Below are 13,079 nucleotides of genomic sequence, written 5' to 3'. Positions count from 1 at the left end.
ACCACTTTGTACAAATAATATATTATCTTTTATATAAAAAGCATTGTTTCTCCAACTTAAAATAGCAACTACAATATCAATACCAATTATTAATACAGCAATTAAAATAATATAATCACTTAGCCACTGATTAAGTAAAACTATAAATATAATATTACTAATTATATTTTTAAAAGTATTTGTGATTACACTAGACCAATGGTTTCTAGTCGATTCTAGCATCATAACCTTCCACCTTCTTATGTATTTTATCCTTTAAATATTCGCTTATCTCTTTAGCTTTTTCTAATTCTATATTTGGTATTGTATGTACTCCCCCTGCTGTATGGATATCTATATTTGCAAGATTAAAAAAATCTATTTATAAAGCCTTCAGTTATAACTATATGCTGTATTCTAATCATTGGAACTATAGTTCTTTTTTTATTATATATACCATGTATAAAATCAACTTTGTCTTTATTTATAATATATTTCCACTGTTTATATTCTATAATAGGATATATAAATGTATTTACAAGTAGTAATAAAATAATAATAGCAACAGATATATTTATTGGCTTTTCAAACATAACTGCATACTCAAATTTCATATTATAAACACTAAACCACACACCAACTATTAAAATAGTACTTACTATAACAGTAGTTATTAACCTTGCAACAAACCATGATTTTTTAGCCTTAATACTTAAATCCTCGTATTCCACAATATCTCACATCCTCTCAAATTGATTTTTGCATATCATTATAATATTAACATAAATTTCTATATTTTCTTCTTAAAATGGACTAAATTGCTCTTTTTAGGGATTAATATCTATTTTTTATATAAAAAAATAAGTAACCTTTCCAAAATAGTTAAGTATATTACTTATGCCTATTTTGAAAAGGTTATTTTAATTAATATTATTTATTCTCTTGAAGTTTATTTGATTTTGTCATATAGAAATAAAATGGTGTAGCTATTAATAATCCACCTAGCCCCCAAACAATCTTCATTGGCTCAGCTATTCCAGCTTCTACTAATAACCATAAACTAACCACTACTGCAAATACAGGAACAAATGCTCCTCCTGGTATTCTAAACTTAACTTCTTTATCAGAATATTTTTTCTAAATACTAATACAGCTATACAAGTAGGTATATATTGTATAAATCTAGATATAACACTTATCTGTAATAAGAATTTAAATGAGCCTGACCAAGCTATTAATAAAGTTCCTATAACTGTTATTATTATAGCTATATATGGAGCTCCTTTTTTATTATTTTTAGCTATACATTTTGGAACTAATCCTTGCTCTGCTAAAGCAACTCCTGATCTTGGTGTAAGGAAAGATGCAGCTATATTAATTCCTCCAACAGATACTACTGTTCCTATTGTTATTATATAAACTCCTACATTACCAATCATTGATTTTGCAGCATCTGCTACTGGAGTAGCAGCTCCACTTAATTGTGGCCCCAATATTCCTACACTTATTGCTAATACAAATATATATACTATTGATACTATCGCCATTACAGTTATTAATGCCTTTGGAACGTTTTCTTTAGGATTATGCATATCCTTAGCTGCAACTGCTAAAGATTCAAATCCAGTAAATGCATAAAATAAAGATATTGATGCTGCAACAAATGCTGTAGTTGTTCCTTCTCCTTTTGGAACTATTACAAATGGTGTAAAGTTAGAACCTTTTATAAAGAATATACCGATCACTATAAAAAATATTAATGGAACAAGTTTACCAATTGTTATTATGTCATTTAATACCTTAGATGCTTGAACACCCATTATATTTACTATTCCAAGTACAATTATTACTACTCCAATTATAATATTTTTAGTAAATGGATCTGCTGCTTGGGGCCAAACTGTAGATATTGTTATAGCAAAGAAGTTTGCCATTGCAGCCCAAGCTATCATACCAATAGCCCATTTCATAAATCCAACTTCAAATCCTATAAATTCACCAAAAGCTTCTTTAGCATAAAGGTAAGGCCCTCCATTTTCATCAAACCAACTACCAGCTTCAGCAAAACAAAGAGCAATAGATACTGCAAGAATCATACAAAATACTAATACAATTATACTTGCAGGCCCTATCATCTTATAAGCTTCTCCTGGTAATCCAAATATACCAGAACCTATAATTGCATTTATACCTAAAAGAACAATACTCCAAAACCCTAATTTTTTACTATCTCCCATAGTGTTCCTCCATAAATTTATTTATTTTTACTTAGCTGCTTCATCTACTAACGCTTTAAATAACTTTTGCATTAAAGGATGATCCTTAGACATCATTTCTGGATGCCATTGAATTCCTATTACAAAGTCTTCTCCTTCTTTTTCTATAGCTTCAACTACTCCATCTTTAGATACTGCTGAAACTATATATCCATTGGCTATTTTGTTTGACGCTAAGTGGTGGAAACTATTAACATGTATTTCTTTTTCCCCTAGTATTTCATATAACTTTGTATTTTCTTTTATAATTGCTGTATGTGTGGCTACATTAGATAAATGCTGTTGATTATGTTTTATATAACATCCATCTATTAAAGATAAATCTTGGTGTAAACTACCTCCACCAAACACGTTTATAACTTGTTCTCCTCTACATATCCCTAAAATAGGCTTTTTCATTTCTAAAGCAAATTTTAATAATTTAAAGTCGTATGTATCTCTTTTTGGTAAAATTCCACCTAGTTTTTGATGAGGTTCTTCTCCCCAGTTTAGCGGATTTACGTCATGCCCTCCAGATAATATAAGAGCGTCTATATTTTCTACTTGTTCTTTTATTATTTCATCATCATAAACCATTGGCACTATGTAGGGTACTGCTTTGCACATGGCAACTGATTGTACATAGTCATTGTTTACATATGCTCTTTCATATCCTGGAAACATTCCTCCTTCATCAATTATTAAACTACCTGAGATTCCTATTACTGGCTTTTTATTGCTTTTCATAATTTAATGCACTCCTATCATTAGATAAAATTAATATTTAGCTTACAATAAATCTGATAAACAATTATTATGCCTAAGTAAAATCTAATATTCATGCTTTACTTTTAACAAATTAGATATATGTAGCTGTACATTAGTATTTTAAATATGTTCGAAATCTAAATAAATTTAAAATTCGCTTCGCTTAAGCCACTGCTTGGGCGCTACTCTTTATGTCGCTCAAGTAGTTCGCCCACACGTGGCTCAAACGACCCAAAAATCAGGTCCGTTGCTAAAGTTTATATGATAGGAAATTATAATTTCCTTATATTAAAAAGGTACTTACATTAAGTGTAAGTACCTTTTTATTACATTTGTGTAGCTATTCCATTTTCATCTACTACTATTCCATCTTCAACTACTGTATTAACAGCCATTTTTCCATCTTCATAGAAGTAATATTGATTACCATCTATATTTTGAAGTCCTATTTGCATTACTCCTTCTTCATTAAAGTAGTATTTATTTTCATGTATTGTTGCCCATCCTGTTTGCATACTACCATCTTGATTAAAGTAATACATATTTCCGTTTAATTCTTCCCATCTTTGTTGCATTGTTCCATCTGGGTTGAAGTAATATCTTTTACCTTCTATATCTTGCCATCCTGTTAAAGCTACTCCTTCATTATTGAAGTAATACTTATATCCTTCACTACTTTGCCATCCTGAACCTAATTGACCATTGTTATCAAAGTAATAAGTTGTTCCATCTATTGTATTTACTCCTGTTGCCATTGTTCCATCTGGGTTGAAGTAATACTTTTTACCGTCTATAGTTTGCCATCCTGTTACAGCAATTCCTTCATTATTGAAGTAGTATTTTTTATTTTGATAAGTTTGCCATCCTGAACCTATTTGGCCATTATTATCAAAGTAATATATTTTACCATCTACATTTTGAACTCCTACTGCTAATACTCCATCTGATTTTAGGTAATATTTTTTTACCATCTATTGTCTTCCATCCTTTTTGCATTACACCATCATTATCAAAGTAATATTTATTGTTATTTATAGTTTGCCATCCCTTTTGCATTTCGCCATCTGAATTGAAGTAATATCTATTATTGTTTATAGTTTGCCATCCGCTTCTCATTATTCCATCATTACCTAGATAATAAGTTTTGTTGTCCACAGTTTTAAATCCTGTTTGCATTACTCCACTTCCATCGAAGTAATATTTCTTTGAACTTATAGTTTGCCATCCAGTTACTTTCTTTCCTTTTGAATCGTAGTAATATTTTTTATTATCTATTATTTGCCATCCTGTTTTTATTGGTGGCGCTGGATTTTCACCTTTATCGTATAGTTTTATATTATATCTTGCTGCTATTTGTTTGTAACTTTCATTTGTTGACTTTAATATTACATCTGTTCCAGTTGTAACTTGGTCAAATAGCCATCTTACATCTTTATTGTGCATTCTTATGCATCCACCAGATACAGATTTACCAATTGAGCTTTCATTGTTATTTCCATGAATGCCATATGTTGTTCCATAAGTTCCTTTTAACTGAAGACCTAACCACCTATCTCCCAATGGGTTTCTAGGGTCTCCACCTGGTATTCCTCCTGAGTAATATGGTCTATTTTTTATCTTGTTTACTATTTTGCTTTTTCCCTGTGGTGTTGGAGTACTTTTCTTACCTGTAGCTACTCTAAATTCTTTTACGAATTTATTATTTACATAGTATCCCATTTTATTGGTTTTGGTATTTATGATTATTAAATGGTTGCTTGCAGCTTCTGAAACTCCAATTGACCAACTAAATATTAAGCATGCTGTAATTAAGAATACCATGCACTTTCTAATCTTCTTTTTCAATGTGCTATCCCCTCCCATCTTCCTTATATTTCAAGGGTTCTAGAGGTTTTTCCTTTAGTTTTATTTCTCAGTTTTTTAGGTATTTGTAACATTTTCTATCAGTTAATTTTATATTTTTGCAATTAATTTATCGAAAAAAAATAAAGCGTCTTATATTAAGACGCTTTATAGTTAATTATTTTTTAGTTAATAATTCAACTTCTTTAGATACAACAGTTTCCCCACCAATTATATCCACCTCAGTTATATTTTCTTCTAACCATTCTTTTATGTCATCTATTACTTTATTTTTATCTACTAAGTATGACTTTTCGCATTTTCCTTTTGGCGAAATCGATTCCCCTATTAACTTATCTACTTCTTTTTCTACAAATTCCCCAGTAGTTACAACAGTCTTTATTCCCACTTAATTGATCTTTACTACTTCCCCTCTACCAACATTGTACTCCCGCTATATCATTTAGGTAGTTTGACCATGTTTTATTTTCTATTACCCTTATTATTATATTATCTTTACTGTTTAACTTTAGATTTATATTTTAATATTGCTCTGCTTTAAATACAGTACTCCCAAGTCCGCATTTATTTCCCTTTTCATCATTTAGGTTTTCATCATAGGTAAGCTTTTGTTTAGTCTTAAATCTAAATCTTTATCAGTTGTAAATTGTAAATGAACTCTCCCTAATCCATCTCAACTTACTTTAAAATCTGATATTTGAATTCTTTTTATTAAATGTCATTTTTTGGCATTCTTTCCCCTTTATTGTCGAATTCATTTCTTACATTCTCATTATATTTATAAATAATTCATTTTACAATAAAACAATTCCTTCATATTTCGACATTTATATAATTTATAAACTTCATATTCTTAATACCTCATTGAATTTCCAATATTCTTGATTGTCGTTTTTTGTCGAATACTTTTTTTGTATTTTTACTAAAGTTTTATATAAACATTCCGTATATTTACAAATTCGTAGTTAAATAAATAAAAAACCTTCTACAGAAGATATTTCTTCCATAGAAGGTTTTTGATTTGATAACTTTAATTACTTAAGTTTTGAGTAGTATTCAACAACTAAAATATCGTCTATTTCAATTGGAATTTCTTGTCTTTCAGGTTTTCTTATAAGTGTACCTGAGAAACTTTCTAAGTCCTTAGTTATATATGGGTATTGGCTAAGGGCATTATTTTGAAAACTGTCTTTAAATAATGTATTATCTTGAGATTTTTCTCTTAAAGATATAATCTCTCCTATAGATACACCATAAGAAGGTATATCAACTTTTTTACCATTAACTAATATGTGTCCATGAACTACCATTTGTCTAGCTTGTCTTATAGAGCTTGCTAATCCTAGTCTGTAAACTAAGTTATCTAATCTACATTCTAACATTTGTACTAAAAATGTACCTGTAGATTCTTTAGATTTCATAGCCTTCTTAACGTAATTAGAAAATTGCTTTTCTAATACTCCATAGTACGCTCTTAATCTTTGCTTTTCTAGTAATTGAACTCCATATGGTGATAATTTCTTATCTGCTCTAGAAGTTCCTTTTGTAGCTCTATCCATAGCTTTTGGATGTCCACATACGTTAATTCCTAATCTCCTACATTGTTTAAATCTAGGTCCCATCATTTTTGCCATAATTATCATTCTCCTTAAAATTAGAAAATTTGCCGCGATAACTTTAAGCCTAGAATTAATATATCATATTTTTTAAATTATGTAAATGAATTTCATTATCATTTTATTAATAATATCAATTAAGTACATAATAATTATTAATATATAAAAACCTCAAAACTTATTGTTATTTATATTAACAATAGATTCTGAGGTTTTATTATATTATTAATTTAGCTTTTCAATATAGTTACAGTTTTCACATATATGGTTTAAGAAAAGAAGCAATCTTTCATAAAGTGGGTAAGCTTTTTCGCCATACTTTAGTTCTAAATCTTCCCCTAACTCCTTAACAGTTTTTTTTCCATCAATTTGTAGAAAAATATAACTACCATATTTATCAAGCTCAATCTTTTTATACTTCGGGATTTTTAATTTTAATTTTCTAAAAAACCTTTGAATTTTATGATCTTGCTTTTCAAGTATTGTAACAATATTTTCACCATTTAATTCATATTCAATATCTTCATTTTTTTTGAATACCAAACTTAAAACATCATCATTACTTGTCATTATCTCTTACCTTAGATGTCATGATTGGTAATGCAGTTAATACTGATAATACTACTAATAATATTATAGCCATTGTATTTCCAGCAGCGAAACCAGTAGGTCCAGCTCCTTTTATAACACCTGATACCTGTAATATTATACCTATTAATCCTATTATAGAACCACCTGCAACAAGACCAGATGATAAACTTATACCATTTGAAACTTTAGCTTCTTTTTCTTTTTCGCTCTTAGAAGTTTTTTCAACTAATACACGGATTAATGCTCCTACTAGTATTATAGAAGTTGTTGCAATTGGTAAATAGAATCCTATAGCAATAGTCATTATTGGTAAGTCTAAGAAGTATAAAACTATAGCCATAAACACACCAACAATAATCATAGGCCAAGGTAATTGTCCAGACATAATACCTGAAGTAAGTGTTGATATTAAGTTTGCTTGAGGTAATGCAAATGGAGGATTATTTCCTGTAATTGCAAGTTGTCCTGAAAGTAATACTATTGTACCTACAACAACTATTACACCTACTATACCAGCTATTGTGAAATATTTTTGCATTTCAGTTTTGCTACCACCCATTATATATGTTACCTTTTGAGATTGGCTATAACCACCTGCTATTGAAATAGCAACAACTATAAATGTACCGAATAATAATAACGATTTATTATCTGCTAAGTCTTTCCATCCCATTATAACGAATACTAATGTTGCTATAACTAAAGATGCTATTGTCATACCAGATACAGGAAGGTTTGATGTTCCTATAGTACCTGTTAAACGTCCAGCAACTATAACAAATAGTGCTGCTAATATAAGCGATACAATTGCTCCAACAATTGCCATTGTCATATTTCCTGAAATGAAAAATCCTGCTACAAATGCTACTACAACTCCTGCTAATAATATTATAGTTTGAATAGCAGTTCCACCTTCACCATCACCTGATGCTGATTTTGCATTAAGTGTTTCTTTTACAGAAGCTATTATAGTTGGTATAAGTTTAACTGCACCAATTATACCACCACAAAGCATCATACCAGCTCCTATATATTTTACATAGTTACCAGCTATTGCATTTACATCCATTTGGTTTATAGCCATTGAAGGGTCATTCCATACTTTAGCACCTTCTCCTGCCATATCAGTAAAGTATCCTATTAAAGGCATAATACCAAAGTGAGATAATATAGAACCAGCAAACATTGTTAATGCTACTTCTAGTCCTACTATAAACCCTATTCCTAAAAGAAGTGGGTTAACTTCAACCTCAAATTTCCACTTGTAAAATTTACTTCCGAAAAAGCTTATAACATTATTAGCTACATTTAAGAATGAACCTGTTAATACAGTAATAATTCCACTTATTCCAAACCCTATACCCATGTACTTCATTGAATCTCCACCTGCTTCTGAAGCAACAAGTGTTTCAGAAATAGCCATTGATTCTGGATACATAAGTTTTCCATGTTCTTCAACAATTAAGTAATTGTGAACAAGCGATGCAATTCCTATACCGAATAAAACTCCACCTACTCCAACTAGTAATCCTTCTAAAAAAGTAACTTGACTACCAACTAATAAAACAGCCGGTAATACGAAAATCATACCACTAGCAACTGATTCTCCACCACTTGCCATACCTTGTACTATATTTTTTCCTAGTATACCTTTTTTACTAGCAAATGCTGCTATAAATGCAGAACCTATTATAGACCCTGGTATACCAGCAGCAACTGTAAGCCCAGCTTTCATACCTGAATATGCTGTTGATGCTGAGAATATAACTGCTAAAATAATTCCAATAATTAATACAGCTACGTTTGCACCAGTTTTAGATTTGTCTGTTATGTAAGGAACGTAATCTTTTCCAGATACCCCTCCATAAGCTTCTTTAGGTAATTTTTTACTACTCATTAAAGTTCATCCTCTCTTCATTTAGTTGTTATTATTATATCATATTTCTTCAAATTTTTACTTTTTTTCAATTTTTACTATTATTTAAAATTTTACTTTTTATGATATTATACAACTTTATTGGACTTATTTTTATAAAAATACTTATTCCTATTTCTATCCAATCTGAGAATTAATTATACATTCATTTTAATTTAAAATCAATATACATTCATTTTAGTCTAAAATTAAAAATCCTCTTAAAAGTAATACTTTACAATCTATTTCTGTATCAACTTTAAGAGTTGTAGTTTAATTTTATAATTTAAATTTTTATGTACTATTTACCTACACCACAAGCTTTATTATTGTTAAAATTATAGCTTTTACTATATCGTACAATGATATAAATTCAACTTACTAAATTTTTAATTTTATTTTTAATATTCCTTTTTTATACTTTTTTATTCGTTTAAATAAAAAAAGCCACGGCGTGCTGTTCCGTGGCTTTTTCCATAAATTTAATTAAGAGAATGTTTGTGTAATTATATTAATTTGTTTATTAATATATAAGGTGTAAATGATCATGGCTATTAAATATTCTTTGGTGGAATATTAATGTCATTTACTAGCTTAATATTATTATAGCATAATTTTAAATAAATGCAAATGAAAATCATTATTATTTCAGTTTTTTTATAATTTTTTACATTTATACTTTTTCCAATATAAAAAAGACCTTCTATTGTAGGCATTCTACTTCTAGAAGGTCTTTTTGTTTAATTATTTAAAAAATTAATTTTCTTTATATCCATTTGGGTTATTACTTTGCCATCTCCAAGAATCTTCACACATTTCATCTATTTCGTACTTTGCTTTCCAGCCAAGTTCTTTCTCTGCTTTTGAAGGATCTGCATAACATGATGCAATGTCTCCTTCTCTTCTTGAAGTTATTTTATATGGTATTTCTATACCACTTGCTTTTTCAAGTGCATTAACTAGTTCTAATACACTATAACCTTTGCCAGTTCCTAAATTATATGTTACTAGCCCTGGATTTTCATTTAATTTCTCTAGCGCCTTAACGTGCCCACTAGCTAAATCTAGCACATGTATATAATCTCTAACCCCTGTTCCATCAGGTGTTTTATAATCATTTCCAAATACATTTAAATGTGGAAGTTGTCCTATTGCAACCTTAGTTATATATGGCATTATATTATTTGGAATTCCGCTTGGCTCTTCACCTATTCTCCCACTTTTATGAGCTCCTATTGGATTAAAGTATCTAAGTATAGCTACATCTATAGTCTTATCTGCGTAACAAATATCTCTTAGCATATCTTCTACCATTAACTTAGTTCTTCCATAAGGATTAGTTACTGATAATGGAAAATCTTCTAATATCGGACATGTGTGAGGATCTCCATAAACTGTAGCAGATGAACTAAATACAAACTTTTTAACATCATACTTTTTCATTAAATCAAGAACTACTAATGTATTTATTAAATTGTTAGAATAGTATTCAAGTGGCATTTGAACAGATTCACCTACTGCCTTAAGTGCAGCAAAATGTATTACTGAATCAATTTTATTTTCTTTAAATACTATTTCTAGATTTTCTCTATCAGTTGTATCTATTTCATAAAATTTAGGTTCTTTTCCAGTTATCTCCTTTATTCTATCAACTACAATTCTATCACTGTTACTTAAGTTATCTACGATAATTACTTCATAGCCGTTTTCTAAAAGTTCTATTGATGTATGGCTTCCTATATAGCCCGCTCCCCCAGTTACTAAAACTGCCATAATATTCACTACCTTTCTATATATTTTAAACTATTATATTTAATTTAAGCGTTTTGACTAACAACTTCCTTCATATAATTTATTAAATCGTCTTTTAAATTTTCTCTTTTTAAAGCAAAGTCTATTGTAGCTTCTAAAAACCCTAATTTATCCCCTACGTCGTATCTTCTTCCTTCAAAGTTATATGCATAAATTGCTTCTTGCTTACCAAGAGTTTTAAGCGCATCTGTTAATTGTATTTCTCCACCTTTACCTGGTTCTTGATTTTCTAATATATCAAATATAGCTGGAGTTATTATATATCTACCTAGTATAGCAACATTTGATGGAGCTTCTTCAACTGATGGTTTTTCAACCATATCTTTTACTTTATATACTCTATCTTCTATATGTTTTACATCTAATATTCCATATTTGCAAGTATCTTCCTTAGCTACTTCTTGAACTCCTAATATACTAGTCTTATATTCATCATAAGCATTTATTAATTGTTTTAAACATGGAGTTTCGTTATCTACTATATCATCCCCTAATAATACCGCAAAAGGTTCATCTCCTATGAAGCTCTTTGCACAATGTATAGCATGTCCTAATCCTTTAGGTTCTTTTTGTCTTATATAATGTATATTAACCATATTAGATATATCCCTTACCATATCTAACATTTCTACTTTTCCTTTTTGTTCTAACTCTAATTCAAGTTCGACAGATTTATCAAAGTGATCTTCTATTGATTTTTTATTTCGCCCAGTTATTATTAGTATTTCTTCTATTCCTGAGTTTATAGCCTCTTCGATTATATATTGTAACGTCGGCTTATCTACTATTGGAAGCATCTCCTTTGGTTGAGACTTTGTTGCAGGTAAAAATCTCGTTCCAAGTCCTGCAGCCGGTATTATGGCTTTTTTAACTGTCATTGTTATTCCTCCGAATTTTATATTTACACTTAAATATACCATATTTATACTATTTCTTCAAACTTTGTATATTTATCGACTATTATTTTAAAACCTAAATTTTATACTATTTTTGAATTTTTCACATAAAAAAACACTAGAATATTCTAGCGTTTATATCAATTAAAATAAGTACGTTTATAAGCAACGTTCTTTATTCGATAATAATCTCTCGATGCTTACTTAACATTCAATTTATTTTTAATATATTAATATAAATGTTTTATGATGTCAAAGTTAAATTTATACTGATTTAGCATCATTTTGATGATATCTTAAATTTATCTAATTTAGATTTAAATATCCCAAATAAAATATCAAATTCTTCTATTTTCATAAACTTAATTGATAAAGCATAGATTAAAGCTCCTATTATAATAAAAGCAAATAACGATATAACTTCTCCAATTTTATTCAAATAAAAATTAAACTCAACAAACTTATGCATAATGTAAACTACTATTCCCATTAAACTTGATGCAATAGTACATTTTACTAATGTCATAATTATTTTATCCTGACCAAAGTATCCAATTTTATTTTTTAATTTTCTAAATAATAGAATTACACATATAATCGATGAAATACTTGTGGCTAAAGCAAGACCCTTATACCCCATAAAATTGATAAGGATTAAGTTTAATAATATATTTATTCCCATAGCTAAAGCTCCATTTACCATTGGTGTCTTAGTATCCTTTAATGAATAAAATACTTTATCTAGTATACTTTTAAGAGCTAAACCTACCATACCTATAGAGTAATATGATAAAGCTACTGACGTTAATTCAGTTGCTACTGAATCAAATTTTCCTCTTTCAAACACTACTCTTACAACAGGTTCAGATAATACTATAGCTCCAATCGATACCGGTATTATTAAAATAATAAGCATGTTAATGCATTTTTTTTATATTCTGTTTAAATTCTTCATTCTTGCCTATACTTGATAGGTTTGATAATAATGGATACATTACTGTTGTTATAGTTACAATAAATAGACCCTGTACAAAGTCATTCAATCTATTTGCACTATTTAAAATAGTTATTATTCCATCACCTAAAGTTGATGCCAAGCTTTTGTCTACTACTATATTTATTTGATTTACACCCACACCTATAACTACTGGCAATAAAAGATACATTGCCTTTTTTAAATACTCATCTTTTATATTTATATATGGTTTATATATATATCCTTCTTTATATGCGAATGGAAATTGAAATAAAAATTGACTTAATGCTGCTACCAGCAAACCTATTGGTAAAATTAATATATTTATTTTTATACTAAGTATAATAGATATTATAATTAGTATATTATATGGAAGTCCTGTCAATCCTGGAATATTAAATCTATTTT

Annotated in this window: 15 protein-coding genes; all 15 read right to left on the bottom strand. The window is 28.8% G+C overall.

Features of this window, described 5'->3' with window-relative positions:
• A partial coding sequence (locus BN899_RS00195) for a hypothetical protein (protein ID WP_042271216.1) occupies positions 1 to 225 on the bottom strand: 225 nt, incomplete at its 3' end.
• Between the two features lie 122 nt (positions 226 to 347).
• Positions 348 to 710: a PH domain-containing protein gene (locus BN899_RS00190; protein ID WP_242824025.1), complete on the bottom strand. Its 363-nt coding sequence runs from the start codon at positions 708 to 710 to the stop codon at positions 348 to 350.
• A 199-nt stretch (positions 711 to 909) separates the two neighbouring features.
• Positions 910 to 1,047, bottom strand: a complete 138-nt coding sequence (locus BN899_RS20240; protein ID WP_330362393.1) for a hypothetical protein — start codon at positions 1,045 to 1,047, stop codon at positions 910 to 912.
• Positions 1,047 to 2,216: an APC family permease gene (locus BN899_RS00185; RefSeq protein WP_330362392.1), complete on the bottom strand. Its 1,170-nt coding sequence runs from the start codon at positions 2,214 to 2,216 to the stop codon at positions 1,047 to 1,049. The genes BN899_RS20240 and BN899_RS00185 overlap by 1 nt, the downstream gene beginning before the upstream one ends.
• Before the next feature lie 27 nt (positions 2,217 to 2,243).
• Entirely contained in the window at positions 2,244 to 2,981 is a 738-nt protein-coding gene (locus BN899_RS00180) for a gamma-glutamyl-gamma-aminobutyrate hydrolase family protein (protein ID WP_042271213.1), read from the bottom strand.
• 347 nt (positions 2,982 to 3,328) lie between these two features.
• Positions 3,329 to 3,973 (bottom strand): N-acetylmuramoyl-L-alanine amidase family protein, encoded by a 645-nt coding sequence (locus tag BN899_RS19420; protein WP_052356454.1) that lies wholly within the window; start codon positions 3,971 to 3,973, stop codon positions 3,329 to 3,331.
• The gene (locus BN899_RS00170; protein ID WP_278244937.1) at positions 3,906 to 4,847 is read right to left on the bottom strand and encodes a L,D-transpeptidase family protein; all 942 of its coding nucleotides are present in this window, start codon (positions 4,845 to 4,847) and stop codon (positions 3,906 to 3,908) included. Before BN899_RS00170 ends, BN899_RS19420 begins: the two co-directional genes overlap by 68 nt.
• Before the next feature lie 175 nt (positions 4,848 to 5,022).
• On the bottom strand, positions 5,023 to 5,253 hold the full coding sequence (locus BN899_RS00165; RefSeq protein WP_042271209.1) for a cell wall-binding repeat-containing protein: 231 nt from the start codon (positions 5,251 to 5,253) through the stop codon (positions 5,023 to 5,025).
• Positions 5,254 to 5,899: 646 nt separating this feature from the next.
• Entirely contained in the window at positions 5,900 to 6,499 is a 600-nt protein-coding gene (gene rpsD / locus BN899_RS00160) for a 30S ribosomal protein S4 (RefSeq protein WP_042271205.1), read from the bottom strand.
• Positions 6,500 to 6,706: 207 nt separating this feature from the next.
• Positions 6,707 to 7,051 (bottom strand): PqqD family peptide modification chaperone, encoded by a 345-nt coding sequence (locus BN899_RS00155; RefSeq protein ID WP_042271202.1) that lies wholly within the window; start codon positions 7,049 to 7,051, stop codon positions 6,707 to 6,709.
• A complete protein-coding gene (locus BN899_RS00150; protein ID WP_042271199.1) occupies positions 7,041 to 8,969 on the bottom strand; it encodes an OPT family oligopeptide transporter in 1,929 nt (642 codons plus the stop codon). Before BN899_RS00150 ends, BN899_RS00155 begins: the two co-directional genes overlap by 11 nt.
• A 774-nt stretch (positions 8,970 to 9,743) precedes the next feature.
• Positions 9,744 to 10,760 (bottom strand): UDP-glucose 4-epimerase GalE, encoded by a 1,017-nt coding sequence (gene galE, locus BN899_RS00145; protein WP_042271196.1) that lies wholly within the window; start codon positions 10,758 to 10,760, stop codon positions 9,744 to 9,746.
• Positions 10,761 to 10,804: 44 nt separating this feature from the next.
• Positions 10,805 to 11,677, bottom strand: coding sequence for a UTP--glucose-1-phosphate uridylyltransferase GalU (gene galU, locus BN899_RS00140; protein ID WP_042271193.1), 873 nt, complete (start codon positions 11,675 to 11,677; stop codon positions 10,805 to 10,807).
• Positions 11,678 to 11,975: 298 nt separating this feature from the next.
• Positions 11,976 to 12,611 (bottom strand): murein biosynthesis integral membrane protein MurJ, encoded by a 636-nt coding sequence (gene murJ / locus BN899_RS20035; RefSeq protein WP_052356452.1) that lies wholly within the window; start codon positions 12,609 to 12,611, stop codon positions 11,976 to 11,978.
• A gap of 1 nt (position 12,612) precedes the next feature.
• A partial coding sequence (locus BN899_RS20030) for a lipid II flippase MurJ (protein ID WP_278244936.1) occupies positions 12,613 to 13,079 on the bottom strand: 467 nt, incomplete at its 5' end.

This window comes from Faecalimicrobium dakarense (genome assembly GCF_000499525.1).
GTDB classification, from domain to species: domain Bacteria; phylum Bacillota; class Clostridia; order Peptostreptococcales; family Peptostreptococcaceae; genus Faecalimicrobium; species Faecalimicrobium dakarense.
Note: the sequence above shows the minus strand (reverse complement) of the source record. Positions and strands in the feature narration are given on the sequence as shown.